Here is a 25891-nt window from a genome sequence, read left to right on the forward strand (position 1 = left end):
ATGAACTGCAAGATGAAATTTCAACTGCGGCGCGTGGCACTGGCTGCCGTTGCGGCGCTGGCCCTCGGCGCGACCGTGCCCGCGCAGGCCCAGATGTTTGGGGGCCGCATCGTGTTCGATCCCTCAAACTTCTCCCAGAACATCCTGACCGCAGCGCGCACGCTGGAGCAGATCAACAATCAGATCCGGCAGCTGCAGAACGATGCGCTGAACCTGGCCAAGCTGAATTCGAGCGCGCTGGGCGAGTTGCGGGCGGCGCTGGCGGTGTCCAACCAGCTGATCCGCCAGGCCCAGGGGCTGGCGTTCAACGTGCAGCAGATGGAAGGCGAGTTCCGGCGGCTGTACCCGCAGGCCTACACCGCCTCGATCTCGGGCAACCAGATGGCTCTGGATGCGCGCCAGCGTTGGCAGAACTCGCTGGAGGCGCTGCGTACTGCGACTCAGGTGCAGTCGCAGGCGGTGCAGAACTTCGCGAGCGACGAGCGCACGCTCACGGACCTGGTCAACCGCAGCCAATCGGCCGTAGGCGCCCTGCAGGCGATGCAGGCGACGAACCAGCTGCTGGCCCTGCAGTCGCGCCAGGCCACGCAGGCGCAACAGCTGCAGATCACGCAGGACCGTGCTGTGGCGCTGGAGCAGGCACGCCAGGTGGCGGTGCAGGAACGGGCGCGGGAGGTGCGTCGGCGGTTTCAGGGGGAGGGGACTCCGTACACGGTGGCGCCTGTCAGCTTCTATGGTCAATGAGGAGGAGATGACCATGAAGTTCAAGTACCTCCTGATCATGTCTGTCGCGCTGCTGGTGTCCGCGTGCGACAAGGCTCCTGCCATCGAAAGCGTTGAATCGCTGGTGGCCAACCCCGAGCGGCTCCGGGAGCTGCGCGCCCAGTGCAAGGCCGACCACGCCAAGGTAGGCGATGCGCAATGCAACGCGGTGGCCGAGGCCACACGCCAGCGCTTCATGAGTGGCGGGACAGCGCATATACCGGCTGCACCCCAGCCCGCGTCATCGCCCGCAAGTTCCGCGTCCAGCGATCCCCCGAAGGACTGAGCGCCATGAACGACGTGGCGGTCATCGACCGCTTTCTCGATGTGTTCTCGCGCTACATCGATTCGGGGTTTGGCCTGCTCGGTGGCGAGGTGCGGTTTCTGAGCGCCACGCTGATCGTGATCGACGTGACGCTGGCCGGGCTGTTCTGGGCCATGGGGCACGCCTCGGGGCAGGGCGACGATGTGATCGCCCGGCTGATCAAGAAGGTGCTGTATGCGGGGGCGTTCGCTTTCATCATCGGCAACTTCAACCGGCTGGCCGGGATCGTGTTTCAGTCGTTTGCGGGGCTGGGGCTGACCGCGTCGGGTTCCGGTATGACCCAGGCGCAGTTCCTGCGGCCGGGGCAGTTGGCCAAGGTGGGAATCGATGCGGGCCGGCCGATCATGGCGCAGATCAGCGAGCTGACGGGGTTCCCGGAGGTGTTCGCGAACCTGGACGTGATCACCGTGCTGTTCTTGGCGTGGCTGGTCCTGATCGTGAGCTTCTTCGTGCTGGCGGTGCAGCTCTTCGTGACGCTGATCGAGTTCAAGCTGACCACGCTGGCGGGCTTCGTGCTCGTGCCGTTCGCGCTGTGGAACAAGACGGCCTTCCTGGCGGAGAAGGTGCTGGGCAACGTGATCTCCTCGGGCATCAAGGTGTTGGTGCTGGCCGTTATCGTGGGGATTGGCTCGGGGCTGTTTGCGGAGTTCAGGACACCGGCCGGAGCAGAGCCTTCCATCGACCATGCGCTGGTGATCATGCTGGCGGCGCTGGCCATGCTGGGGCTGGGGATCTTTGGGCCGGGGATTGCGACGGGGCTGGTCTCAGGGGCCCCGCAGCTGGGTGCCGGGGCTGCAGTGGGTACGGCCATTGGGGCCACCGGGCTGGCTGTCGCCGGCGGCGCCGCAGTGGCAGGCGCAGGCTCGGCCATGGCTGCAGGGGCACGCATGGCACCCGGCGCCACCAAGGCGGCCATTGGTGGCGGTGCTTCGGCTGCGCGCTCTGCCAGTGCTCTGGCCAGCGGTGCGAAGTCGGGCTACCAGGCGGGCGTCGCGGCTTCGGGCGGCACTGGCGTCCGGGCTGCTGGCGCTGGCGTGAGGAGCGTCGCAAAGGCTGGAGCCTCTGCCATGGGTCAGCGCGTTGCCTCCAGTGCGAAGGCCGTCAAGGACAGCGTCGCAGGCTTTGTCCGCGAGGCTGCGGCACCCACTTCCACTGCGGCTGCTGACACCGCATTCGAGGCCAGTACATCCCCTCCCACAACCGAACCCGCCTGGGCCCAGCGCATGCGGCGCCGGCAACAGGCCACGCACGCTGCCACCACGGCGGCGCATGCGTTGCGCTCCGGCGACCACGGGGGCAGCGGCTCCGGTCCGAGCCTTCGCGACGACTCGAACTCTTGAGGAGAACCTTCATGCGATTCAAACGACCCAGGGTGCGGTACTCGGAAACGCCCGAGCCCGTCACCCCCTACCAGGCCGCAGGGCAGGTCTGGGACGAGCGTATCGGCAGTGCGCGTGTGCAAGCGAAGAACTGGCGGTTGATGGCCTTTGGTTCTCTGTCATTGGCGCTGCTGATGGCGGGCGGCCTGGTCTGGCGCTCGGCGCAGTCCATCGTGACGCCCTATGTGATCGAGGTGGATCAGGCGGGGCAGGTGCGGGCAGTGGGCGAGGCGGCCACACCGTACCAGCCGGCGGACGCGCAGATTGCGTTTCACCTGGCGCGGTTCATCAGCGGCGTGCGCTCGCTGTCCATCGATCCGATCGTGGTGCGGCAAAGCTGGCTCGAAGCTTATGACTACACCACGGACAAGGGAGCGGCGGTCCTCAACGACTACGCGCGCACCAACGATCCGTTCTCGCGCATCGGACAGCAGTTGGTGGCCGTGCAGGTCAACAGCGTGGTGCGTGCAAGCGATACATCGTTCCAGGTGCGCTGGACCGAGCGGCGCTATGTGAATGGCGAAGCCGCCGGGCTGGACCGCTGGACGGCCGTGCTCTCCATCGTTCTTCAAGCCCCGCGCACCGAAGAGCGGCTGCGCAAGAACCCCCTGGGCATCTACGTTAACGGACTGTCCTGGAGCCGTGAATTGGAAACCTCCGAAGGAGTGAAGAAGCCATGAATGCACAAAGCCGTATTTGCGTAGTGCCGGTCGTTCTGCTGGCAATCCTGGCGGCGGGCTGCGCGTCGCCGCACAGGCCGCCAGAAATTTCGCTCGACGAGCCCAGGCAGGAGAGGGCGGCGAAGTTGCTGCCGGAAGTGCCCAAACCTGTGGAGGCGGTGCCCGTGCCGCAGCCGCTGGCGTTGCCGGGGCAGTTGAAGCCCGTGGGGCGCGAGGCCGATGCGAAGCCGGTGCCGGAGCTGGTCGATGAGAAGGCCAGAGTCTCCAAGGCCAACGAAGAGGCGCGGATTGCACCTTCGCGCGAGGGCTACGTCAATGCGATCCAGGTCTGGCCCTATGCCGATGGAGCGCTGTACCAGGTCTACACAAGCCCGGGCCGGGTCACGGTGATAGCGCTGCAGGCGGGGGAAGAACTGGTGACAGTCTCGGCCGGCGACACCGTGCGCTGGATCGTAGGGGACACGGCCAGTGGATCGGGCGCAGATTTGCGGGTCAATGTTCTGGTCAAGCCCACGCGGGTGGGCCTGAAGACCAATCTGGTGATCACCACCAACCGCCGAATCTATCTGCTGGAACTGTCTTCGACGCCGCAGGCTTGGATGGCCTCCGTGTCCTGGGACTATCCGAAGGACCGGATGCTTGCGCTGCAGAAGCAGGCGCGGGAGGCGCAAGCGGGTGCCCCGGTGGAAACGGGTATGACGTTGGAGCAGATCCGGTTCCGGTATGCGGTGAGCGGGGACTCCCCGCCTTGGAAGCCGCTGCGGGCGTTTGACGATGGGGCGAAGGTCTACATCCAGTTCCCAGGCGGCATTGCGCAGGGAGAGTTGCCGCCGCTGTTTGTGATCGGCCCACAGGGGGAAGGGCAACTGGTGAACTATCGGTACCGGGCTCCTTACTACGTGGTAGACCGGTTGTTTGGAGCGGCCGAGTTACGCCTGGGTGGAGACAAAGCCCAGGTGGTGCGGATCGAGCGCACGGATGGTGTGAGCTCGGCTCGGAGGAACTGACATGGGTACGACCGAGATGCCGGAGGCCCCGCGCGCGGCGACGCCCAAGGCCGATCCGGAAGCCATGGCGCTGCGCGCTTCGCCGCGGCCCGTGACGCGGCTCAACCGGCGCACGCTAGTGGTGCTGGTAGGCGGGCTCAGTGCCGCAGTGCTGGGTGCCACGCTGTGGTCCTTGAGTCCGAGCCGGCGGGACCGGGGAGCGGGTACCGAGTTGTTCAATGTGGACCGGATTGCGCGCACCGAGGATCTGGAGCGACTGCCCAAGGACTATGGGGGGCTGGCCAAGCCGCCCCCGTTGCTGGGGCCGCCGTTGCCAGGCGATCTTGGGCCCGCCATTGTGAAGTCGCAGCAGCCTATGGAGATGCGGGCTCCGGGCGTGGATTCGGATCAGGCCGAGGAGGCGGCGAAGTCGTCGGTATTTTTCCGGAGCAGTGGGCAGGGTGGGGGCGCCAAGCCTGCGGTGGCAGATGCTGTAGCTGGAAACCAGGCAGTAGGTACGGGCAACCAGGGGTTTGATCCGATGGCCGGGGCATCGGTGCAAGCAGCACCGGCAGATTCGACCGCGATGCAGAACCGGCAGGATGCGAAGGAGGCGTTCCTGGCGAAGGCGGGGGAGGGCGGGACGCGCAACCCAAGTAGCTTGCAGATTCCGACTTCGCCGTACCAGGTGATGGCCGGGACGGTCATTCCGGCGGCGCTGGTGACGGGGATCAATTCGGATCTGCCGGGGCAGGTGATTGCCAATGTGACCGAGGCGGTCTATGACACTGCCACGGGTAGGCATCTGCTGATCCCGCAGGGGTCGAGGCTGATGGGGCGCTACGACAGCCAGGTGGCGTTCGGGCAGCGGCGGGTGTTACTGGTGTGGACGCGGTTGATCCTGCCGGATACCTCGTCGGTGGCGCTGGACCGGCTGCCGGGAATTGATCCTGCGGGGTACGCGGGGCTGGAGGATGGCGTGGATTGGCATTGGGACCGCATCCTGGGCGGGGCGGTGCTGTCCACGCTGCTGGGCGTGGGGGCGGAGCTGGCGGCTCCAGAGAGCCGCACCGATGGCAATCGCGTCGTGATTGCAGCCCGCGAAGGGGCGCAGGATGCGGTGAACCAGGTGGGGCAGGAGATCACCAAGCGCAACATGAGCATTCAGCCAACGCTGACGATTCGGCCGGGATTCCCGGTGCGGGTGATGGTGAGCAAGGATTTGGTGTTGCGGCCGTATCAGCCGCTGTTCTTCGACGGTCGCAGGAGAGGGGCACGATGAGCAGTACGAGGAAATTGCGGCTGGGACCGTTACCTAAGACTGAAACCGTCAAGCTGACCTTCACCTGCACGGCCAGTCTCAAGACGGAGTTGGAGCGGTATGCGGTACTCCATGGGCAGACCTATGGTGGGGCGGTGGATGCCATGGCATTGGTTCCGTACATGCTGGAGGCGTTCATGGCGCAGGATAGGGGGTTCAGGAGCGCGAGGAGGCAAGCTAACGAAAAGCGCTAAGTGCATGAGATTTCAATGAAAAATTTGCCGTGCTCGCTGCCGTTGAACCTCCGGCTGCCTATTTGCGAGGCGCTGCTGCGCACCTCGCGGGCGAGCTTCAAGCTGAGTGCGTTTACCGCCGGGAGGATCTCGCACGCCTGTGTACGGCGGTGGATTGGCATCTGCGCGACTTGGTGGCTACCGGAAAGCTGAAGAAGCTGGCCCCAGGCCTGTACCACGCACGCAACAGTCCAGCTTGGGTCAGTTACCACCGGCCGATGAGCAGGCGGTGAGCGGCTTCATGCGCGACAAGGATTTCCTGGTGTTCTCTCCTTCCGCTTACAACGCCGTGGGTCTGGGGACGACCCAGCTTTCCAGCCGCACGCTGGTGTACAGCTACAAGCGCCACTGCGTCTTCAAGCGCCTGGGGGAGTGGGCGGGTGGTTGACTTCCTGTATGAACGAAGGGACTTCGATCGGTTGCTGGCAGTGGTTGCAGGAGAGCGTGGCATGGGTCCCATGCTTGTTGAGAAGGACTCACGTTGCGTGCGGAATCAACAGGTCGGCACGCTGCTGATTCTCTGCTGCCACCACTGACATCTCCACGCGAAGTCCGGTCGTGGCCAAGGCGGCCTGCACCGTGGTGCGCGCTGGCGTAACGGCTTGCTTGTCGGCCAGCCATGCCTCCCACACGGCGTTCATGCCTGCGAAGTCGGCGGCGATGTCGCGCAGGTAGATGGTGGCGGTGAGGATGCGGCTGCGGTTGCTGCCTGCCTCGGCCAGCAGGGCATCAACGCGGGCCAGTACCTCGGCCGTCTGCTCGGCAATGCCGGCGTCGGCGCTGGCGCTGCCCTTGGCGGTCTGGCCGCACAGGTAGACCAGGCCGGCGTGGCGCACGATCTTGCTGAGGCGGGCGTTGCTGTGGGTGCGCTGGATGGTGGTGAAGTCGGTCATGTCGTGGGTTTCTGAGGATGGATCGGTCAAGGTTTGGGTGTGGTGGCGTCGGGTGCCTCGGCCAGGGCGGCCAGCGAGCACAAAGTGATGGGCTTCAGCGGCGCACGGATGCGATAGGCGCCCACCTCGGCGGGCGTGCGCTGCAGTGCCTGGGCCATCACCTGCGTGACAGTGATGCCGCACATACGCCCCTGGCAAGGGCCCATGCCGCATCGGCTGTAGAACTTGGTCTGGTTGGGGCCTTCACAGCCCAGGCGCACCATGGCGCGCACCTGGCCGGCCGTCACCTCCTCGCAGCGGCAGACGATGGTCTCGTCCGCGCAGTCGGTCAGCCACTCCGGCGGGCGGTACAGAGTGTCGAGGAATGGGCGGATGCGCGTCTGTCCCGCCAGGCGCGCACGCCACGGAACGGCCAACTGGTCGGCTCGGGCCGCGTCGATGCGGCCCAGCGCCAAGGCCACGCCGATGGCAGCGATGGCGCCGCTGCACTCGGCCGCCAGCGCGCCGGCAATCGCCGCACCGTCACCGGCCAGGCGCAGGCCTGCCAGGGAGGTTTGGCCCCAGGCGTCGACCTGCGGTTGCCAGGCCAGTTGCACGTCGCTCCAGCGATGCTCCACGCGCAGCAGGCGGCTGACCTGCGTGTTGGGCACCACGCCGTGGTGCAGCAGCACCACATCGGCAGGCAGCCGATGGACCGATCTTTCTGCGGTGAAGGACACGGCCTCGACCTTGTCGCTGCCTTCCAGCCGAACCTCGGTTGCGTTGGCGTACATGGGCACGCCCGCACGGCGCAAGCGCCACAGCATGCGCAGGCCCTTGGCCAGCAGCGCGGGCGCGCCCAGGGCGCCGGCCAGGTGGGGCAGGGCGCGGCGGCGGTTGGCCGCAGGCGAGGTGTCCACGATGGCCGCGACCTGAGCGCCGGCCTGCAGCAACTGGCAGGCCACCAGCAGCAGCAGCGGGCCACCGCCCACCAACACGACGCGGCCGTTGGGCACCTGAGCCGAGGTCTTCATCGCGATCTGCGCAGCCCCGGCGTTGAGCACGCCCGGCAGAGTCCAGCCCGGCATGGGCGAGGGGCGCTCCATGGCACCGCTGGCCACCAGCAGTTGGGGCGCGCGCACCGCGAAGGCGCGGCCCAACTGCTGGGCCATCACAGTAAGGTCCTGTGCCACGTCCCACACCAGCGCACCGTGGCGCACCTCGGCACCGCAGTCTACAAAGCGCTGCGCCAGGCTGGCACCATGGTGATAGTCGGGCCCGAGCAGGCGGGCCACGGTGGGCGGTGCCACCGTCACGTTGCGATATATCTGGCCGCCTGAGCGAGGCTGCTCGTCGAGCACCACGGTGGACAGGCCCAGGGCCTGGGCGGTGATGGCGGCGGACATGCCGGCCGGGCCCGCGCCGATGATGGCCAGGTCGTGCGTGTGCACCGGTTGGGGGGGCGTGCTCATGCTGCACCTCCCGCTGTGCCCGATACCATGGCATCCACGCGGCGCGCCCCAGTGGGCAAGCGCACCTGCATGCCCTGGCGCACCTCGACCATGCACGACTGCACGTTCTGCGCGCCATCTACTTCCACCAGGCAGTCGAAGCACACGCCCATCAGGCATAGCGGCGCCCGTGGAGCGCTCGAAACGGCGGTGCGCCGAAACGGCACCACGCCCGCACCCAGCAGGGCCGTGGCCAGGGTCTGGCCGGCGCGGGCCGTCACGATGCGGCCCTCCACCTCGATGGACAGGGTGGCCGACTGCTCGGCCGCCGGCAAGGCATCAATGGGCTTGAACATGGTCGAAGCGCTCCGCTTTGAAACCCCGGATCTCCGCCGGTTCGGTGCCAGTGCGCATCCAGTCCACAAGGGGACCGGCATGGGCGGGGGCGAGCGTGATGCCGCTGTGGCAGGTGACGACGAAGGCGCCGGGGCACTGTGCCGATTCCTGGTAGATAGGGTAGCCATCCGGAGTCATCACGCGCAGCGCACCCCAGGTGCGCACGATGTTGGCGCTCGCCAGAATGGGAAAGCACCGCACTGCGCGCGCAGCGATGCGCGCCATCTCGGGAACGGTTGTGCCGTCATCCAAGCCCACCTCTTCCTTCGAATCGCCAATCTGCACCGTGCCTTCGCCCGTCTGGCGCACGAAGTGGCAGGGGTGGTGTAGGATTGGCTGCATGCGTTCCGTCACCAGCAACTGGCCGCGCACCGGGCGCACCGGCGCGTTCAGTCCTACCAGGGGCGCCAGTTCTCGGTTGGCCAGGCCGGCGGCCAGCACCACACGGCCGGCCGTCCAGCTGCGGTCGCCGGCATGAACGTGGAATTCGCAGCCGCGGTATTCGATGCGGTCGACCGTGACGCCCGCAATGCGCTGGCCGCCGCGCACCTGGTAGGCGTGCACCAGCGCACGCAGGGTGCGCAGCGGGCTCACGTGGCCGTCCAGCGGGCAGTAAATGGCGCCCACCACATCGGGGCCGATCCCTGGGGTGATCTGGCGCAGGCGGTCGGCGTCAAGGACCTCGTAAGGGTAGGTGATGCCCAGCTCCCGGCCCAGCGCCTCGAGCTTGGCGCTCGACTCCTGCAGCGTCTTCTCGTCGAAGCTCATGCTCAGGCCACCGGGCTGCTGCAGTTCCACGTCCGTGCCGGTCAGCTCCTGCAGTTCGGTGGCCAGGGCCTGCCATGTGCGGGCCGACTGCATGGTCCATTGCGCGTAGGGTGTGCGGCCCAGGCCCTTGTTCTGGACCCATACCAGTCCGAAGTTGCCGCGCGAGGCACGCAGCGCGTCGTCTTCGCCGTCCAGCACGCAGACCCGGTCACCGGCGCGTGCCATGCCGTAGGCGATGGACATGCCCACCACGCCACCGCCCACCACCAGGGTGTCGATGTCGGGGAGAGCATTGCTGGAGGGGATGTTGTTCACTGCGGGTCTCCTGCTGGGGGATGGGGCTTCCCGGGGGTGGGCGCAGTTGCCCATGGCGCCCGCTCAGGGGCGTTGGGATATGTCATGGGATGGTCTTGAAATGAAGCAGGTGGGGAGAGCAATGGCGCCCGGCCCGGGAATCCCAGGCCGGCACGTGCTCGCTGTTGGCTGAGAGCGCTGGGTTCACTCGGCCTTGATATTGCGTTCGCGCACCACCTTGTCGAACTTTTCGGCTTCGCTGCGCACGAACTTCGCCACGTCGGCGGGAGCCATCTTCAGCTCGGGCTCGATGCCGATCTTTACCAGCTTGTCGCGGAAGTCCTGCGTGGCGATGATCTCGCGGATGGTGGTGTTCAGGCGGTTCACGATCTCAGGTGGCGTGCCAGCCGCTACTTGGATCGTTTCCCACGCCACCAGCTCGAAGCCGGACACACCCGATTCAGCGATGGTGGGCACGTCCGGCACGGCCGAGACGCGCTTGGCGCTGGTCACGGCGATCGCGCGCAGTTTGCCTTCCTTGACCAGGGTGACGGACGAGGCCACGGTCGGCATCATCATCGTCACCTGGCCGCCCATTACGTCCACCAGGCCCGGGCCCGTGCCCTTGTAGGGCACATGGATCATGTTGGTGCCGGTCATCGAAAGCAGCAGCTCCGATGCCAGGTGCCCCGCGCTGCCCGAGCCGTAGCTGGCGTAGGGCAGCTTGCCGGGCTGTGCCTTGGCCAGGGCCACCAGGTCCTTGACGGACTTCACTGGCACGTCGTTGGGCGTGACCATCCACAGTGGGATGATTCCCAGGAGCGCCACGGGCGTGAAATCCTTGTAGATGTCGTAGTTGAGCTTTTGCAGCGCCGGGTTGATGGCGAACGAGGACGACACCGACAGCAGGGTGTAGCCGTCGGCAGGCTGGCTGCGCACGAACTGCGTGGCGATGATGCTGTTGGCCCCGGCCTTGTTTTCCACGAAAACCTGCTGGCCGAGCTTGGCGCTCAGCGCAGTGGCCAGCATGCGGGCCGTGGCGTCCGACGACCCCCCTGGCGGAAAGCCCACCACCAGCCGGATGGGCTTGCTGGGCCAGGCCTGGGCGTGCGCAGGGGCGGAGCCTGCAGCACTACCGATGGCGCACAGAGCCAGACCGGCCAAGGCCAGCCCACGGCGCAGGCGCGATGGGGCGGTCACGGTGCTGCACATCGGTGTGTGCGTGGAAGGCATATGGAGAGTCGTGGGCATGGAAGGCATCCTTTGTAGAGGCGTTGCGGCGGTATGGAGCGAATCGTATGCCCCGTTACTGCAAACAACAATTCGATAGATCGCTTCACCTTATGCTCAAATGCTATGCATGAAGCCCACGCTAAATCTGCGCCAGGTCGAGTCGTTCTATTCCGTGATGCGCACCGGGACGGTAGTAGCGGCAGCTCGCCACATGAACGTGACGCAGCCGGTGGTGAGTCGCGCCATCAGCCTGCTTGAATCACGTATTGGCTATAAGCTGTTCGAACGGCGCGGGCGCAAGCTGGTGCCCACGCCAGAAGGCCAGGCTTTCTACCGTGAGGCCGAACCCATCTACGGCAGCCTGGACCGGCTGGCCCAGGTGGCGCAGGACATCCGATTCCAGCGCGCGGGGGAGCTGCGCATCGCCACGCTGCCTTCGCTGTCGCAATCGCTGCTCCCGCGCGCAACGGCGCGCTTTCTGTCAACGCGGCCCAATGTCTCGGTGTTCGTGCAGAGCCTGCCCTCGCGCCAGGTGGCCGACCTGGTAGCCACGCGCCAGTTCGACGTCGGCCTGATCGAGCTGCCCATGGCGCGCCCGTCCATCTCCATCGAGCCGCTGGACCCAGCTCGTTCGGTGGCCGTGATCCCGGCGGGCCACCGGCTCGCGGCAAAAAAGCAGATCTCGGTGAAGGACCTTGCGGGCGAGCGTATGGTGCTGCTTTCGCAGCACAGCTTCCTGCGCTACCAGATCGACGACGCCTTCTCCAAAGCCGACGTGGTGCCCCATGTGGTGATGGAAACCCCGCACTCGCTCATCGCCTGCGGCTTTGCAGCGGCGGGTGCCGGTATCACCCTGGTGTCGCACTGGGCAGCGGAGTCCTTTGCCGGGCCGAACGTGGTGGTGCGGCCCGTGCGAGAGGAGATGAGTTCGCGCTCGGCAGTGATTTTTCCCTTCCCAGGCGCGCGCATGCTGCTGGCCGAGGCTTTCGCCAAGGAGCTCAAGGAAGAGATCCGGCTGACCCGTAAGCGCTAACAGTTTGTGAGGGCTCTGGGGGATTGGACGTCGACCGAAGGCGCTTCATCGCCCAATTTTCGTGGAGCGGGTGTCGACGCGCCAGCTGGACGTGGGCATCGTGGAGCTGCCGCTGTTTCGCTCGGCCATCGCCATCGAGCAGCTCGACCCCGTCCAGTTCACCGCAGTGATGCCGGCCGATCACCGCCTGGCGGGCAAGGAGGTGGTGTCGCTGAAGGACCTGGATGGCGAGCGCATGGTGATGCTGGCGCGCCAAAGCTTCGTGCGCCACCAGATCGACGACCTGCTGGCCACGCTGGGTGTGGCGCCCAACGTTGTGCTGGAGACGCCCAGCTCCTCCATCGCCTGCGCGCTGGTGGCGGCCGGTGCGGGCATCACCCTGGTCGGGCGGTCCACGGCCATGCCGTATGCGGGAAGCCTTGTGGTGCGGCCGATCAAGGAGCCGTTCACCTCGGGCTACGCGCTGATCTTTCCCGACTCCGGACCGCGCATGCAACTGGCGGACGCCTTTGCTAAGGATCTGCGTGAAGAAATTCGAATTGCCGATCAGCCGTGACTTTCATCATTTGAACGGCACCCACCTAGCCCCATTTTTACCATCCTTCATTGATCGAGTTCAGCAGAGATGCGTCGAAGTCATCTCTCTCGCGACAACGAATAGCAGCAACACTCAATCCGGCAGAGAGCTGTCTCAACCTTGAAGTGCAGTTGACAAGAGCCTTAGTCAACCACCTCGGTTGTTCAATGTTTGCTAGGCAGCTTCAATCTAGTGAACAAGATCCGGCAACAGTGCGCCTCTGACTTTGCGCGGTCGGGCAAGTCATCGCAACCTATCTCAATTTCGCATGGATCAGGCTCTCCCAGTGCATTGTTCCTTGGTAGACCGCGTCATAGCATTGATCGCAGTGTGTTGATGCGCGCGGCCTGGAAACCGATCCAGCATGTGCATCGGCTGGTGGTCATGAGGCACTCGGTTGTCGGCTTGGCTGCTGGGGATTGCAGAGCCTGAGCTTTGCCGCCCCACCTAGATTCAACTCGTTGGGAATGAAAAGCATGGTTCGAATTGGAATTGATGTGGGCGGCACATTCACGGACTTCGTGATGGCCGATATGGGCACTGGTGCCTTGTCGTATTTCAAGGTGCCGTCATCGCCCGCGGATCCATCGGTAGCCATTGCGCAGGGCACCCGTGAGATGCTGGAGCGGTTCTCGGTCTCGCCTTCTGAGGTCGACTACTTCGGCCATGGCACGACGGTGGCGACCAACATGGTGATTGAGCGGCGAGGCGTGCCTACGGGCCTCGTCACCACACGTGGATTCCGGGACGTGCTGGCCATTGGGCGCCAGACGCGGCCTTCGCTGTATGACTACAGCGTGCAAAAACCCGCGCCGCTGGTGCAGCGCCATTGCCGCCTCGAGTCTGACGAGCGCCTGGATGCCGAGGGCCAGGTGGTACGTCCGCTGGACGAGGCAGCGCTGGAGCTGCTGGTGCACCAGTTGGTGGCCAGCGGGGTCGAATCGATCGCGGTGGCATTTCTGCACGCCTACCGCAATCCGGCCCATGAGGAGCTGGCACGCCGCGTGATCGAGCGCGTGGCTCCGGGCATGCACGTCAGTGTTTCGCACGAGGTACTGCCCGAGTTCCGCGAGTACGAACGCACCTCGACTACCGTTCTCAACGCCTACGTGGCGCCACGCATGCAGCACTATCTGGAGCGGCTGCGCACTCGGCTGATTGAGGTAGGGGTGACAGTCGAGCCGCTGACCTTCCACTCCAATGGTGGCTTGATGCCCATGGCCACCGTCGAACGCTTTCCCGTTCTGACCTGTCTTTCGGGGCCGGCGGCGGGAGTGGTGGGGTCCACAGTCATTGGCGCTACCGCCGGGCTGTCTGAGATCATCACCTTCGACGTTGGTGGCACCAGTACGGATGTTTCGCTCATCACCGGAGGGCGTCCCAGTTTCACCTCCGACCGGCTGGTGGCAGGCTATCCAGTGAAGATGCCGATGGTCGACATCCATGTGGTCGGGGCAGGTGGCGGCAGCATTGCCCGGCTTGACGATGTGGGCGCACTCAAGGTCGGTCCTGAAAGCGCAGGTGCGGTTCCAGGCCCGGTCGCATTCTGCAAGGGCGGTACCGAACCCACACTGACCGACGCCAACATCGTGCTTGGTCGACTGCACCCAACGACGCTGTTGGATGGGCGTATGACCGTAGACCGCAACAGAGCTGTGGCCGTGATCGAGGAGCGCATTGCGCGTCCGCTTGGGCTCTCGGTGGAGGAGGCGGCCCACGGGATCTTGCGCATTGCCACTGCCAACATGAGCCGGGCAATACGGGCCGTTTCCACCGAACACGGCCATGATCCTTCCGACTTCGTCCTGTTCGCGTTCGGTGGGGCTGGCCCTCTGCATGCGGCGGAGGTGGCGCAGGAGTGCGGCATTGCCAGCGTGCTGGTGCCGCACGAACCAGGCACCCTGTGTGCGCGCGGCATCCTTCTGGCCGATATCAGCCGTGATTTCGTGCGCACCCAACTGGCAACCCTGGACGATGGCAGCTGGCAGGCCGCCGGCCAAGCCATGAAGGCCATGCTGATTGAAGGCGAGGCCTGGCTGGCTGAGGAGCGCGTGCCAGAAGCCGAGCGGCGTTTCCATATGTACATCGACGCCCGATATCGGGGCCAAACGCACGACATCCGGGTTGAGGTGAGTGGCGTGCAGGTGCAGGACCAAGCCCGATTTGTCCAGGCGTTCCACCAGGCCCACAAAGCCCAGCATGGACACGATAACCCGGGTCTCGCAATCGAGATTGTGACCTGCCGCGTGCAAGCCGTGGGGCTGGTTAGCAAGGACGGTGTGCGCATGAAGCCGGCACCGGTCGGCGAGTTGCAGTGGAGCGAGCGCCCCATCTATTTCGGCCCGGGGCATGGCTGGATCGATACGCGGGTGTACCGCCGAGATTCCTTGCCTATAGGCATGGACCTCTCCGGACCGGTGGTAATCGAGGAGATGAGCTCCACCACGGTGGTCTTGCCGGGCCAGCAGGCCGCCATCGACCGTTTCGGCAACATCCGTATCCAAGGCTGAGATTACTTCCATGCGCATCGAAAACACCCACGCCAACCCTACAAGCGCAGGCACGCGCCACTTCGACCCCGTCGCCGTGGAGGTCTTCACCAACCGACTGCTTGCCATCACCGAGTCCATGGCCAGCAACATGATGCGGGCGTCGTTTTCCACCCAGATCAAAGAGCGGAGGGATTTCTCCGTCGGCATGTTCGACCACCGCGGACGTCTTGTGGCCCAGGGCACCCATATTCCTGTGCACTTGGGTTCACTGCTGGGGGCTGTTGAGGGCGTGCTAGCGCGCTATCAGGCCAGCGATATCCGTGAGGGCGATGTCTATGTCTGCAACGACCCCTATGCCGCTGGCGGAACGCACCTGCCCGACATCTCCATCATCACGCCGGTATTCGTGGAGGGTGACCTGGTCGCCTTTGCGGCCAACATCGGCCATCACTCTGACATAGGTGGGGCCACTCCGGGCTCCATCTCTGCACGAGCCGCCAGCATTCACGAAGAAGGTCTGCGCATCCCGGTCATCCGTGTGGCCCGTGCCCACGAAGTGGACGACGACGTCATCGCCCTGATCGCCCTGAACTCGCGGCTCTCGCAGGAGCGCTCGCTCGACCTGCGTGTTCAGATTGCCACCAATGCCAAGGGAGCAGCCGCAGCCATTGCGCTCATCCAGCGCATGGGTGGAGCCGCCGCCTTTCGGCAAGCCGTCGACGACGTACTGACGTACACAGCGCGGCGTATCGAGCACCGCATCGCCGCCCTTGCGCCGGGGCGCCATACCTTCACCACGTGGATGGATGACGATGGCACGGGGGAGGGCGCACGCGTGCCGCTGACCGCTACCATTTTCAAGGAGGGGAGCAATCTCGTGGTGGACTTCGAGGGCAGCGGCGTCCAGTCGCGCGGGGCACTGAACGTGGCCGAAAGTGCCCTGCGAGCCACTGTTTACTACTGCGTCAAGACAATGCTCGATCCGGAGTTGCTAGCCAACAGTGGGTTGTCGGAAGCCATCGTGATCCGAGCTCCCGAGGGGTCCATTGTCAATCCGCGTTCCCCCGCAGCGTGCGGCGCCCGCACCATTACCTGCCAGCGGCTAGCCGGAGCCATCATCGGAGCATTCCGCACTCTGGTTCCGCGCGAACGCCTCATCGCCTCCGGCTGCGACACCATGCCATCGATCTCGTTCTCGGGGCCGCATCCCGCAACGGGAAACCTCTTTCTGTTCGGCGAGACCCTGGGTGGCGGTGGTGGCGCGCGCGATGACGCCGATGGCATGGACGGCATCCACGTCCACATCACCAACTCGCGCAACCTGCCGACCGAAGTGCTGGAAAACGAGTTTCCGCTGCGCGTCGAACACTATGGGCTGATTGCCGATTCCGGCGGCTCAGGACGCCAGCGTGGTGGGCTCGGGATCGTGCGGGAAGTGCGCGCACTGCAGGACGGAACGGTGTACTCGGCCCGATCCGACAGCCATCACCAGGGCGCCGCCGGGGCGGAAGGGGGTGGAGAAGGAGGCCGGGGCCGCATCGTACGCAATGCCGGCGAAGGTGAGCGCGAGCAGGTCCTGTCCTCCAAAGTCACGCGTTTGGTGCTTTCGCGCGGCGAAACCGTACGAATCGAAACACCAGGCGGCGCGGGCTTTGGCTTGCCATCGGAGCGTGCGCTTGAGGCCCTGGCTGCTGACCTGCGTGACGGACTGGTGTCCGTGCAGGCCGCGCAGCATGACTACGGTGCCGAACGCACGCAAGCGGCGCTTGATCTAGCACAGCATCGGTCCGCGCCTGCGGCTTGAGCCAGGTTAGTGCCAGCGCGGGAGCGCTCTCGCGCGTGCCGCAGCAATGTGTTCAATTTCCTTTGCTTTCTCTTCAACTTCAAAAAGGATCCTCATGACTTTAGCCCGTCCTTTGGTATTCGGCCTTGGTGTAGCCCTGTTCGGGCTAGCAGCCTCTGCCCAGGATGCCTATCCCGACAAAGTGGTCAAGATCGTTGTCCCGTTCTCGGCGGGCGGATCTACCGACTTGCTGGCCCGTAGTCTGGCCGACAGACTGGGCGATACCTGGAAGCAGTCTGTGATCGTCGACAACCGGGCCGGCGCAGCGGGCATCATCGGAGCCGATGCAGTCGCCAAGTCCAAGCCCGATGGCTACACCCTGTTGCTGGGCACCGTATCGACGCACGCTGTGGCGCAGACGCTCTATCCCAAACTGCCCTACAACGTCCAACGCGACTTCGTCCCGATCTCGGAGATGGTCACCATCCCCCAATTGTTGTCGGTGCATCCTTCTGTACCGGTCCATACGGTCCAAGAATTCGTGGCGTATGCGAAGGCTCGGCCTGGCGAAATCCCCTACAACGGCAGCGTGGGCACCACGCCGCACATGTCAATGGCATTGTTCGCGGCCCGGGCCGGCTTGAAGATGCTGGCCATCCCGTACCGAGGTTCGGGGCCAGCGATGAACGACCTCGTAGCGGGACAGTTGCTGGCAAGCTTCGACGTGGTGATGACCACGATGCCCTATATGAAGGCCAACAAGCTGCGTGTGCTGGGGGTAACCAGCGCCAAGCGCAGCCCCTTGCTACCGCAGGTGCCCACCATCGCAGAGTCAGGTTACCCAGGGTACGAGTCGGATGTGTGGTTCGGCTTGTTCGCGCCCGCAGGCACTCCAGCGCCCATCGTCAGCAAAATCAGTAACGACATCCGCACCGTGCTTAACGAGCCCAAGATGCGCCAGAAACTTGAGGAAGCAGGGTTTTCCATTGTGGCCAGCAACCCAACTCAGTTTACCGCCCGTGTGCGCGACGACATCCAGAAGTGGCGCAAGGTGATAGTCGATGCTGACATCAAGGTCGAATAGGTAGACGCCCGCAAAGCCGTAGTGTGAAAAGTGCAAATCAACACTGCATGAAAGGACTGCCTATTCGATAGTCCCCACAAGTCCCCACACCCCAGACAGCCCGTATCCAGGCCTTTGCGGTCAGGAGGAGGAAGGGTTTGCCTGTTGCTGCAGAAGCCCTCATTGCGCCTGCCCCGATCAGGGTGGCGCTGTGGCGCAGCCATGCCTGAAAAAAGCCGCAGCGAACGCGGTGGATGGCCACGTTGATGTGGCAGCAAGGCAAGCAATCAATAACCCGCCAGAGCGGGAATTTTATCGGAGAAGTTCAGTGAACAAACATCTATTGTGGAGCCTTGCGATTACCGCTTGCGGCGCGGCCAGCGCGCAATCATCAGTCACCCTGTTCGGGGTCGTCGACACTTACCTGCAAGTGGGCTCGGGCAGCGTGGCTGACCGATCGCAACTGGCATCTGGTGGCACCGGAGGATCGCGCCTGGGCTTTCGCGGAGTGGAGGATTTGGGCGGCGGCCTTTCGGCAGGTTTCTGGCTCGAAGCGGGTCTGCTCACCGACAACGGTAGCGGCGGCACGACCAGCACCAACAACCAAACAGGCGGTAGCGCTGGGGGCGGCGGGCTCACCTTCAGCAGGCGCTCCACTGTGAGCCTGTCCAACCGGCTGGGTGAACTGCGCCTGGGGCGCGACTACTCGGTGGCATATTACAACCGCTTTGAGTTCGATCCCTTTGGCAACAGCGGTGTCGCCGCATCACAGGCGTACACCAGTGCGCTCACAGGGCCGATTCCCACACGGGTGTCCAACGGCATCATGTACTTCCTGCCTTCCAACCTCGGCGGCGTGTACGGCGTGGTGCAGTATTACCTGGGTGAAAACCCGCGCAATGCAGCGGCCACCGAAAAGGACGGCAATGGCGGCGGCCTGCGTCTGGGCTACAAGGCAGGGCCCCTGAACGTTGCTTTCTCCACCACGCGCACGCAGTACGCCCCCACCGCAGCCACGGGTGACATCACGTCCACCAATCTGGGCGGCCGCTACGACATAGGTGCGTTCACCGCCATGGGCGGGTACTACCGCGAGAAGGTTGGCACTCTCGCGGGCCTGACCGGCAAGGGCTATCAACTGGGAGGGATCTACCGGGTGGGTGCCGGTGAAATCAAGGCCCAGTGGTCCACATATAAAACTACTGCTGCGGGAACACCCCAGTCCGACAAGGTATCGCTGGGCTATGTGCACTACCTGTCCAAGCGCACCTCGTTATATGGCGCCTACGGTCACGTCAAGAACCGAGGCGGTGCCGCAGCCGCACTCAATGGCGCAGTGACGGGTGCCAATCAGGCCTCCTCTGGCTTCGACCTCGGGGTGCGCCACACATTCTGATCTTTCTGGCATCGTCCACCACAGCGCGAATCTCTCCAAGGTGATTTGGGGCCGGCGAAGCAAGCGCTGGCCCCTTTTTTTCGCTCGTGTAAAGCTAGGAGGAACCTGGGATGAGACCATTGGTCCGCCTCTTGCGAGCCCTACACTGCAAGCTATCGAGGAGGGCGCCATGCCGACGCAGTTGTTGACACACCAGATGATTGAGGCGTTCCGGGCCGCTGTTATGAAGGGCGGTATCGGCGCCGCAGCCGATGCGTTGGGTACCTCCCAGTCGGCAGTGAGCCGAACCATATCCGAGCTGCAGCGGGTCGTGGGATTTCAGCTGTTCGCGAAGCACGGCCGGACGGTCAAGCCAACGGAAGAGGCGCTAGCACTCATGGCCAAGGTGCAGCAGTCCTTTTTGGGGCTAGAGGATATCGCCCGCTTCTCCGAGCAACTTCGTAAGCAGCGCATGGGCCGCCTATCTATCTGTGCCATTCCCGCTTTGGGGCACTCGGTCATGCCGGATGCGATCGCGTTCCTTCGGCGCCAGCATCCAAACGTCGTGGTGAGTCTGGACATTGTTTCCTCCATCGAGGTTGTGCGCAGCGTGCGCAATCGGCAGGCAGACATCGGCTTCGGAGCACACCGTTTGGCTGTCGGCGAGGTCGAGAACGTGGCGGAGTTCACTGCGGATTGCGTCTGCATCGCCGGGCCTGCTGAGTGGCCGGAGAGCCATCGTCCGGTGGATATGCAGCAGCTTATGGGCCGTCCCTTCGTGGCCTTAACGGGGGCAATTCAAAAGCGACTGGAAATCCTGCTCAAGGAAGCGGGAGGGGAATTGGACATCCTGTCAGAGACGTCGCAGTCCCTCACTGCCAGCGAACTTGTGATGCGTGGTTTGGGCATCTCGGTGGTTGATCCGTTCACCGGAGCCATGCATCGCAGAAAAGGAGGCTCGGCCGTGCCGTTGCGACCCGGTCTGCCCTTCAGCGTGCAGGCAATGGCATTGGGGGACACGCGGCTCAACGCACCGGCCAAAGATCTACTGCAGTACATGGCCACAGCCACCGAAAAGACACGCGACACTTGTGCTGTGTGAATGGATTAGCGCTTTGCGTGGGATAGATGAATTCAATGTCGCGCCCTAGCATGACTGGACATCCACCAATGCCGGTACATGGTCCTGGTCCGTCTCTCCATTCATTGCTGCCCAGCTGTCAGGGACTGCAGTCGCCACGGGCGATCTGAGTTTCGCAGCAGCGAGCAGATGTATTGCGCCCAGCCGTGGCGCGGTTGGAGCGTTGGCAGCGTTGTACCGGAGTTCTGTTCAACGCTCGTTTGCGGCTGCATGGCCGCATGCGGACTACCAATGCTGCTTGCAGCCCCGCTCCCATGACCGCCTCCCTGTTTCGAAAGTTACCCGATGACCGGGTCCGTGCTCATCTGCTGGACCTGACTGTCGACGGACAAGCCATCACCGCTGAACCTGGTGACTCGGTCGCCTCGGTGCTGCTGCGGCTTGATCCCCCGATGTCAAGGACTACTCCAGTTACCGGCAGCCCGCGTGCACCTTATTGCCTGATGGGTGTGTGCTTTGAATGCCTGGCCATCGTGGATGGAGTGGCCTCCACACAGACCTGCCTCGTGGAGGTCGGTGAGGGCATGTGTGTGCAGCGTCAGAGCGGCCGCCGCGAACTGGCAATCGAAGTGCCAGCTTGCGGGGCCATGGCAACCGGTAGTGAGGTGTCGCAATGAACCGCAGCGTGGATCTCTTGATCATCGGAGCCGGACCCGCTGGCATGTCCGCCGCAGTGCAGGCGCGGCAACTGGGCTTGGAAGTGCTGGTGGTGGATGAGCAGCCCGCCCCGGGCGGGCAGATCTGGCGTGCGGTGGAAGCACGCGCAGAGTCTGGCATGGCCTCGCTGCTGGGTGAGGAGTATGCGGCCGGCCTGCCGCTGGCGCGGGCTTTCCGTGCCAGCGGTGCGTTGTACGAACCCGCAACGCAGGTCTGGCAGATCGAACCGGGATGGAAGGTTTTCATGAGCCACGCCCAGACGGCCGAATGCGTGCAGGCGGCAAGCGTGCTGTTGGCGACTGGCGCGCAGGAGCGGCCAGCGCCGTTCCCAGGCTGGACCTTGCCTGGCGTGCTCACGGTTGGTGCTGCACAGATCCTGATGAAAAATGCCCGGGAGATCCCGCAGGTGGCCCCCTGGATAGCCGGCAGCGGACCGTTGGTATTGCTGTACATGGTGCAACTCCTGCGCGCTGGTGGGCGCCTAGCGGGTTGGCTAGACACGACCCCCCCGGGCGCCTGGCGGCGGGGTATCGCGCATGCCGCTGGCGCTCTCGCAGCGTGGAAGGACCTAGCAAAGGGCGTAGCCTGGATGCGCGAAGTTCGCCGTGCAGGGTTTCCCATAGTGCGGGGCGTAACCCAGTTGCGCGCACGTGGCTCGCAGCAGTTGGAGCAGCTTTCATACAAGACGGCTTCTGGGAAGGAAGGCGCAGTGGATCTGCAACTGTTGCTTGTGCACGAGGGGGTGGTCCCCTCTGTGCACATGACGCACGCGCTTGCGTGTGAGCATGCGTGGAGCGAGTCGCAGAAGAGCCTGGTGCCTCTGCTGGACCCATGGGGAATGACCAGTAAACCCGGCATCTTCATGGCCGGAGACGGCGCTGGCATTGGCGGTGCCCGCGCGGCATGCACTCGGGGAACGCTGTCCGCTGTCGGTGCCGCACTGAACATGGGGCGGCTGGATGCGGATGCCGCCAACCGGCTGGCCACGCCGCTGCGCAGGCACCTTGCGCGGGAGATGGCGATGCGTCCTCTGCTAGATGCGATGTACCCGCCCCGAGCTGAACTGTTCTCTCCGCCAGACGACACAGTGGTCTGCCGCTGCGAAGAGCTGACGGCAGGAGATATCCGAGCAACAGTGGCCGGCGGGCGGCCGGACCCCAATCAGGTGAAGTCGCTGACGCGTGCGGGAATGGGGCCGTGCCAGGGTCGGCATTGCGGCTACACGGTGGCCCACATCCTTGCGCAGGCGCACGGCAAAACGGTGCAGGAGGTTGGGTTCCATCGCATACGTCCGCCGTTTAAGCAGCTGACACTGGGCGAGTTGGCATCGCTGGACAACGGACAGGAGGCACCATGAGCGCGCGTGTCTTCGATGTGGCTGTAATCGGCGGCGGCCTGCACGGCCTGTCTGCGGCCTTGCACCTGTGCCGGGCCGGAAAGCGTGTGGTGGTGCTGGAGAAGTCCTGGGTGGGGCGCCATGCGTCGGGCGCGACGGCCGCTGGCGTGCGCACGCTCAATCGGGATGTCGGAGAGCTCGACCTGGCTCTGGAGTCCATGGAAATGTGGCATCGCATTTCGGCGCTCGTGGGTGACGACTGCGGTTTTCATCCCAACGGCCAGATCTGCGTGGCTGACCGCCCCGAGCACTTGGCCAAACTGGAGCAGCGTGTTGCCAGCCTGGCCGCCGCGGGCTACCAACATGAAGAGATCATTGACGCCCAGGAGTTGCGGAGACTGGTGCCCGCCATCAACCCCCAATGCCTGGGCGCTTCCATTTCACGCATTGATGGTGCGGCAGATCCGCACCGAACGCTTGCAGCCTTCCGCCGCAGTGCCGAATTGGCAGGTGCCGTCATCCGGCAGGGGTGTGGAGTCACAGGCATCGAACAGCGTGGACAGGACTGGGCGCTGTCGCTGCAAGGTCCTGCGGTTGAGGTGGATGGAGAATCCATCGTGGTCCCCTTCATCGTGAACGCCGCAGGCGCCTGGGCGGGACGTATCGCTGCCATGGTGGGCGACGAGATTCCCCTTGGGACCAAGGCGTCGATGATGATCGTTACCGAGCGGCTGGCACCCCTGGTCAAACCCGTGGTTTCGATCATGGGCCGCTCGCTGTCCTTCAAGCAGTCCGACCAAGGCACGTTGGTGATCGGTGGCGGCCTGCAAGGCGTCGCGGACCTGGATGCCGAGACCGCCTCGGTGCGGATGGGCGTGCTCTCGAAGGGCGCCCGGGCTGCGACGGATGTGTTCCCAAGCGTGCGCAATGTGCGCGTGGTGCGGGTCTGGTCGGGCTTGGAGGCGAAGACAGCGGACCTGCTGCCGGTGGTGTGTCCCGCAGTAAATGCTCCAGGTGTATTCCATGCATTCGGGTATTCGGGGCACGGCTTCGAGCTGGTGCCCGTGGTGGGTGCCACGCTGACCGATCTGATCACTCAGGGTCGCACACGGCGCCCCATAGCTGCGCTCGATGCGCGCAGGCTGATGGCTGCGGCCTGAACGCTGACCTGCGCTGCTTTCTCCCTTACCCCGGCAGGCTTCATGAGCGGCTGGTCTGCCGTAACTGCGGGCGCTGAATGCCGTACACCGTTCAACTGATTTTTTACATAACCTGAAAAGGAAAAAATTGCCATGCGAGTAAGTATCGTAGGGGCAGGTGCCATCGCCTTCGGCATGGCAGCCCTGCTGGAGGCGGCAGGCCATGAGGCCATGCTCTGGTCGCCCTCAGGCCAGCGCACTCAGGAACTAGGCGGCGGCCGCACGCTGACTACCACGGGAGCCATCAGCGGTAGCTTCGCCCCGCACGTGGCACCGTCATGCGCGCAGGCCATGGCATGGGCTCAGGTCGTGGTGTTTGCACTACCTGCCACTGGGCATCGATTCGCCTTCGACACATGCGTGCCCCACGTGCGGCCGGGGCTGCCGCTCATCATCAGCTCACACCTGTCGTTCGGCGCCTTGTACCTGAATCGGCAATTGTCCAGCCGCGGCATTTCCGCACCCATCATCGCGCTGGCCAGCACTGTCTGCACCGCACGGCAGCGCAGTTCCAATGCTGTGCATGTGGGCACCATCCGCAGCAGGGTTGATATGGCGACGCTGCCGGCCCGTAGCGGGGAAGCTGGCCACCAACTATGTACCGAGCTGTTCGGTGATCGGTTTACGCGGCGCGACGGCCTGCTCGCTGTTTCCCTGGGCAATGTCAATCCGCAGAACCATCTAGCGATCGCGCTGCTCAACCTGACACGCATGGAGCATGCGCAGGCATGGAACCAGGCCGAGAACGTGACACCTGCCGTGGGCAGGCTGATCGAGTCGCTGGACGCGGAGCGTCTGGCCATCGCCAGGGCATTGGGAGTTCAGGTGAAGGCTGTGCAGGAGCACATCGCTCAGTCCTACCAGTTGCCGCAGGCAAGCGTGGCACAGATGAACCAAGAGCGCTATCGTCAAGGCCTGGGTGTGATGGGGCCGACAACCGCTGACAGCCGCTATGTGCTTGAGGATGTGCCTTTTGGTCTGGTGCCCACGGTGCGACTTGGCAGGGCTGCCGGCGTCGAGACACGTCTGCACGAGGCCGGTGTGGCGCTGCTGTGCGCTGCCTACGGGCGCGATTTCACGAAGGAGAACGACCTTCTCGTCGGGCTGGAACTCGAGCAGTTAGGCGTTCAGGCATTGCGTCGACTCGCGCGGGATGGCTATTGCTGATGTGGGGAGATGGACGGCAGCCGTGGTGGCTGCCGCTCAAGATTGCATGCTGTGTGCGGCAGCACGGGCAGCGCAGGGGCTGCCGGTAAGGGGGAAGATCAATCCGTCGTGATCTTTCCCTGCTTGATGACGGCGCTCCACTTTGCGTCCTGGGCCTGAATGTACTTGGCGAAATCGGTAACCGTCATGGGAGCTGGATCGGAGGCAACATCTGCGAACTGCTTGCGTACCTTGGGGTCGGCCAGCACCGCATTGATTTCCCTGTTGAGTCGGTTGACTATGTCCGCCGGCAACCGCGCAGGACCTACCACTCCCGCCCAGGTCACAGCCTCCGCCGCTGGGACGCCTGCCTCTGCCAGCGTTGGAACGTTGGGGAACATGGGCGAACGCTTCGATCCGGTAATCGCCAAAGCCCTGACACGACCTGACTCGACGTTCGGTGCCATGGTGCTGAAGTTGTCGACCATCACCTGGATCTGGCCTCCCATCAGATCAGTTTGTGCGGCAACGATGCTCTTATAGGGCACATGGGTAGCACTAAAGCCCATGCTCGTGCGAAACAGCTCCATCACCACGTGCAGGGCGGAACCGTTGCCCGATGAGCCATAAAACAGCGCCGTGGGATTGGCTTTCCCGTAGTCAGCTAACTCTTTGACTGTCTTGATGGGCAGCGTTGCCGTAACCCCCAGCAGATAGGGCTGTGTCATCAGCATGGCGATGGGCGAGAAATCGCGGGTGGGGCTGTATGGCAGGGTCTTGGAGACGTTGGACGCGACGGTAAAGTTCGACAGGTTGGCGGTCCCTATGGTGTAGCCATCGGGCGGTGCCTTGGCAATGGCGTCTAGGCCGATGGCCCCTGCTGCCCCCGGCTTGTTATCAACGACGATGGGCTGCCCCAGTCGTTGGGCAAGCGCCGTGGCAACGATCCGTACTGTCGTGTCTGCGCCTCCGCCGGGAGCGGCTGGAACAATGAAACGGATTGGTTTTTCCGGATATGCGGCCATTGCGGTCTGGGCGCCCGCAAGAAGGCAGGCAAGCGCTAGCAGGTGGGGACGGTAAATGGGGGGCAGGGAAAACATCTAAAACTCCGTAGGGTGGTTCTACGAATGTTAAGAATCGATGACGATTTGACCCATGCCTGTACAAGGATGGATCCATCCTGCAATGGCATGGATGGGCGGGGATTGGGCGGGCCCCGGATGGGACGACGTAAACAATGTTCGGGACACTCAGTAATGCCTCCCAGCCTGAATTCCGCAGCCGCAAGCATCCAAGATTTTTCCCCGGGATCAATCCACCCTGGGCCAGGACACATTGCCTAAGAGTCCAACAGGGAGGTGCTCGAAGGTCCGGTCGGTCTGGCAGGGA

The 25891-nt window shown here is 64.3% G+C and carries 25 protein-coding genes; 19 read left to right on the plus strand and 6 right to left on the minus strand.

Annotated features, from left to right (window positions below; genetic code table 11):
- Positions 1–12 precede the first annotated feature (12 nt).
- From trbJ to DNK89_RS24660, 8 genes are all read left to right on the plus strand, one after another.
- Positions 13–744 (plus strand): P-type conjugative transfer protein TrbJ, encoded by a 732-nt coding sequence (gene trbJ, locus DNK89_RS00155; RefSeq protein WP_203422164.1) that lies wholly within the window; start codon positions 13–15, stop codon positions 742–744.
- A gap of 13 nt (positions 745–757) precedes the next feature.
- Positions 758–1048: an EexN family lipoprotein gene (locus DNK89_RS00160; protein WP_110959121.1), complete on the plus strand. Its 291-nt coding sequence runs from the start codon at positions 758–760 to the stop codon at positions 1046–1048.
- Positions 1049–1053: 5 nt separating this feature from the next.
- Positions 1054–2427 (plus strand): P-type conjugative transfer protein TrbL, encoded by a 1374-nt coding sequence (gene trbL / locus DNK89_RS00165; protein ID WP_110958425.1) that lies wholly within the window; start codon positions 1054–1056, stop codon positions 2425–2427.
- An 11-nt stretch (positions 2428–2438) separates the two neighbouring features.
- Positions 2439–3146, plus strand: a complete 708-nt coding sequence (gene trbF, locus DNK89_RS00170) for a conjugal transfer protein TrbF (RefSeq protein WP_110958426.1) — start codon at positions 2439–2441, stop codon at positions 3144–3146.
- Complete coding sequence (trbG, locus tag DNK89_RS00175) at positions 3143–4153, plus strand: P-type conjugative transfer protein TrbG (RefSeq protein ID WP_110958427.1); 1011 nt, start codon at positions 3143–3145, stop codon at positions 4151–4153. Before trbF ends, trbG begins: the two co-directional genes overlap by 4 nt.
- A 1-nt stretch (position 4154) precedes the next feature.
- Positions 4155–5414, plus strand: a complete 1260-nt coding sequence (locus tag DNK89_RS00180) for a TrbI/VirB10 family protein (RefSeq protein WP_110958428.1) — start codon at positions 4155–4157, stop codon at positions 5412–5414.
- Positions 5411–5647, plus strand: a complete 237-nt coding sequence (locus DNK89_RS00185) for a DUF2274 domain-containing protein (RefSeq protein WP_110958429.1) — start codon at positions 5411–5413, stop codon at positions 5645–5647. Before DNK89_RS00180 ends, DNK89_RS00185 begins: the two co-directional genes overlap by 4 nt.
- Before the next feature lie 235 nt (positions 5648–5882).
- Complete coding sequence (locus tag DNK89_RS24660; protein WP_238990639.1) at positions 5883–6074, plus strand: hypothetical protein; 192 nt, start codon at positions 5883–5885, stop codon at positions 6072–6074.
- Positions 6075–6162: 88 nt separating this feature from the next.
- On the opposite strand, the gene DNK89_RS00200 is transcribed toward DNK89_RS24660, so the two are convergent.
- From DNK89_RS00200 to DNK89_RS00220, 5 genes are all read right to left on the minus strand, one after another.
- Positions 6163–6579, minus strand: a complete 417-nt coding sequence (locus DNK89_RS00200; protein ID WP_110958430.1) for a RidA family protein — start codon at positions 6577–6579, stop codon at positions 6163–6165.
- 26 nt (positions 6580–6605) lie between these two features.
- Positions 6606–8030: an NAD(P)/FAD-dependent oxidoreductase gene (locus DNK89_RS00205; RefSeq protein WP_110958431.1), complete on the minus strand. Its 1425-nt coding sequence runs from the start codon at positions 8028–8030 to the stop codon at positions 6606–6608.
- Positions 8027–8365: a (2Fe-2S)-binding protein gene (locus tag DNK89_RS00210; protein WP_110958432.1), complete on the minus strand. Its 339-nt coding sequence runs from the start codon at positions 8363–8365 to the stop codon at positions 8027–8029. The genes DNK89_RS00205 and DNK89_RS00210 overlap by 4 nt, the downstream gene beginning before the upstream one ends.
- Positions 8349–9488, minus strand: a complete 1140-nt coding sequence (locus DNK89_RS00215; protein WP_255575816.1) for an FAD-binding oxidoreductase — start codon at positions 9486–9488, stop codon at positions 8349–8351. Before DNK89_RS00215 ends, DNK89_RS00210 begins: the two co-directional genes overlap by 17 nt.
- 183 nt (positions 9489–9671) lie before the next feature.
- Complete coding sequence (locus tag DNK89_RS00220) at positions 9672–10718, minus strand: tripartite tricarboxylate transporter substrate binding protein (RefSeq protein ID WP_238990640.1); 1047 nt, start codon at positions 10716–10718, stop codon at positions 9672–9674.
- 109 nt (positions 10719–10827) lie between these two features.
- Here DNK89_RS00220 and DNK89_RS00225 point away from each other — a divergent pair, with 109 nt between their 5' ends.
- The 11 genes from DNK89_RS00225 (at position 10828) to DNK89_RS00275 (ending at position 24523) form a co-directional block, all read left to right on the plus strand.
- Positions 10828–11733, plus strand: a complete 906-nt coding sequence (locus DNK89_RS00225) for a LysR family transcriptional regulator (protein ID WP_238990641.1) — start codon at positions 10828–10830, stop codon at positions 11731–11733.
- A gap of 70 nt (positions 11734–11803) precedes the next feature.
- Positions 11804–12289, plus strand: coding sequence for a LysR substrate-binding domain-containing protein (locus DNK89_RS00230; protein WP_203422165.1), 486 nt, complete (start codon positions 11804–11806; stop codon positions 12287–12289).
- A gap of 497 nt (positions 12290–12786) precedes the next feature.
- Positions 12787–14820: a hydantoinase/oxoprolinase family protein gene (locus DNK89_RS00235; protein ID WP_110959122.1), complete on the plus strand. Its 2034-nt coding sequence runs from the start codon at positions 12787–12789 to the stop codon at positions 14818–14820.
- 10 nt (positions 14821–14830) lie between these two features.
- Positions 14831–16606: a hydantoinase B/oxoprolinase family protein gene (locus tag DNK89_RS00240; protein WP_110958437.1), complete on the plus strand. Its 1776-nt coding sequence runs from the start codon at positions 14831–14833 to the stop codon at positions 16604–16606.
- A 94-nt stretch (positions 16607–16700) separates the two neighbouring features.
- Complete coding sequence (locus tag DNK89_RS00245) at positions 16701–17669, plus strand: tripartite tricarboxylate transporter substrate binding protein (RefSeq protein ID WP_161958917.1); 969 nt, start codon at positions 16701–16703, stop codon at positions 17667–17669.
- Positions 17670–17976: 307 nt separating this feature from the next.
- Entirely contained in the window at positions 17977–19044 is a 1068-nt protein-coding gene (locus tag DNK89_RS00250; protein ID WP_110958439.1) for a porin, read from the plus strand.
- A 169-nt stretch (positions 19045–19213) separates the two neighbouring features.
- On the plus strand, positions 19214–20125 hold the full coding sequence (locus DNK89_RS00255; protein WP_110958440.1) for a LysR family transcriptional regulator: 912 nt from the start codon (positions 19214–19216) through the stop codon (positions 20123–20125).
- 293 nt (positions 20126–20418) lie between these two features.
- On the plus strand, positions 20419–20781 hold the full coding sequence (locus DNK89_RS00260) for a (2Fe-2S)-binding protein (protein ID WP_203422166.1): 363 nt from the start codon (positions 20419–20421) through the stop codon (positions 20779–20781).
- Positions 20778–22178 (plus strand): NAD(P)/FAD-dependent oxidoreductase, encoded by a 1401-nt coding sequence (locus DNK89_RS00265; protein WP_110958441.1) that lies wholly within the window; start codon positions 20778–20780, stop codon positions 22176–22178. Before DNK89_RS00260 ends, DNK89_RS00265 begins: the two co-directional genes overlap by 4 nt.
- The gene (locus DNK89_RS00270; RefSeq protein WP_110958442.1) at positions 22175–23317 is read left to right on the plus strand and encodes an FAD-binding oxidoreductase; all 1143 of its coding nucleotides are present in this window, start codon (positions 22175–22177) and stop codon (positions 23315–23317) included. Before DNK89_RS00265 ends, DNK89_RS00270 begins: the two co-directional genes overlap by 4 nt.
- Before the next feature lie 132 nt (positions 23318–23449).
- Positions 23450–24523 (plus strand): NAD/NADP octopine/nopaline dehydrogenase family protein, encoded by a 1074-nt coding sequence (locus DNK89_RS00275; protein WP_110958443.1) that lies wholly within the window; start codon positions 23450–23452, stop codon positions 24521–24523.
- A gap of 98 nt (positions 24524–24621) precedes the next feature.
- On the opposite strand, the gene DNK89_RS00280 is transcribed toward DNK89_RS00275, so the two are convergent.
- Positions 24622–25602, minus strand: a complete 981-nt coding sequence (locus DNK89_RS00280) for a tripartite tricarboxylate transporter substrate binding protein (RefSeq protein WP_238990642.1) — start codon at positions 25600–25602, stop codon at positions 24622–24624.
- Positions 25603–25891 lie beyond the last annotated feature (289 nt).

It is taken from the genome of Acidovorax sp. ST3, from assembly GCF_003231145.1.
Lineage (GTDB): Bacteria > Pseudomonadota > Gammaproteobacteria > Burkholderiales > Burkholderiaceae_C > Acidovorax.

Excerpts from the sequence above, each read along its gene's own strand:
- trbJ (WP_203422164.1), top strand. The coding sequence starts at position 13 with ATGAAATTTCAACTGCGGCGCGTGGCACTGGCTGCCGTTGCGGCGCTG.
- DNK89_RS00160 (WP_110959121.1), top strand. The coding sequence starts at position 758 with ATGAAGTTCAAGTACCTCCTGATCATGTCTGTCGCGCTGCTGGTGTCC.
- trbL (WP_110958425.1), top strand. The coding sequence starts at position 1,054 with ATGAACGACGTGGCGGTCATCGACCGCTTTCTCGATGTGTTCTCGCGC.
- trbF (WP_110958426.1), top strand. The coding sequence starts at position 2,439 with ATGCGATTCAAACGACCCAGGGTGCGGTACTCGGAAACGCCCGAGCCC.
- trbG (WP_110958427.1), top strand. The coding sequence starts at position 3,143 with ATGAATGCACAAAGCCGTATTTGCGTAGTGCCGGTCGTTCTGCTGGCA.
- DNK89_RS00180 (WP_110958428.1), top strand. The coding sequence starts at position 4,155 with ATGGGTACGACCGAGATGCCGGAGGCCCCGCGCGCGGCGACGCCCAAG.
- DNK89_RS00185 (WP_110958429.1), top strand. The coding sequence starts at position 5,411 with ATGAGCAGTACGAGGAAATTGCGGCTGGGACCGTTACCTAAGACTGAA.
- DNK89_RS00200 (WP_110958430.1), bottom strand. The coding sequence starts at position 6,579 with ATGACCGACTTCACCACCATCCAGCGCACCCACAGCAACGCCCGCCTC.
- DNK89_RS00205 (WP_110958431.1), bottom strand. The coding sequence starts at position 8,030 with ATGAGCACGCCCCCCCAACCGGTGCACACGCACGACCTGGCCATCATC.
- DNK89_RS00210 (WP_110958432.1), bottom strand. The coding sequence starts at position 8,365 with ATGTTCAAGCCCATTGATGCCTTGCCGGCGGCCGAGCAGTCGGCCACC.
- DNK89_RS00220 (WP_238990640.1), bottom strand. The coding sequence starts at position 10,718 with ATGCCCACGACTCTCCATATGCCTTCCACGCACACACCGATGTGCAGC.
- DNK89_RS00225 (WP_238990641.1), top strand. The coding sequence starts at position 10,828 with ATGAAGCCCACGCTAAATCTGCGCCAGGTCGAGTCGTTCTATTCCGTG.
- DNK89_RS00235 (WP_110959122.1), top strand. The coding sequence starts at position 12,787 with ATGGTTCGAATTGGAATTGATGTGGGCGGCACATTCACGGACTTCGTG.
- DNK89_RS00240 (WP_110958437.1), top strand. The coding sequence starts at position 14,831 with ATGCGCATCGAAAACACCCACGCCAACCCTACAAGCGCAGGCACGCGC.
- DNK89_RS00245 (WP_161958917.1), top strand. The coding sequence starts at position 16,701 with ATGACTTTAGCCCGTCCTTTGGTATTCGGCCTTGGTGTAGCCCTGTTC.
- DNK89_RS00255 (WP_110958440.1), top strand. The coding sequence starts at position 19,214 with ATGCCGACGCAGTTGTTGACACACCAGATGATTGAGGCGTTCCGGGCC.
- DNK89_RS00260 (WP_203422166.1), top strand. The coding sequence starts at position 20,419 with ATGACCGCCTCCCTGTTTCGAAAGTTACCCGATGACCGGGTCCGTGCT.
- DNK89_RS00265 (WP_110958441.1), top strand. The coding sequence starts at position 20,778 with ATGAACCGCAGCGTGGATCTCTTGATCATCGGAGCCGGACCCGCTGGC.
- DNK89_RS00270 (WP_110958442.1), top strand. The coding sequence starts at position 22,175 with ATGAGCGCGCGTGTCTTCGATGTGGCTGTAATCGGCGGCGGCCTGCAC.
- DNK89_RS00275 (WP_110958443.1), top strand. The coding sequence starts at position 23,450 with ATGCGAGTAAGTATCGTAGGGGCAGGTGCCATCGCCTTCGGCATGGCA.
- DNK89_RS00280 (WP_238990642.1), bottom strand. The coding sequence starts at position 25,602 with ATGTTTTCCCTGCCCCCCATTTACCGTCCCCACCTGCTAGCGCTTGCC.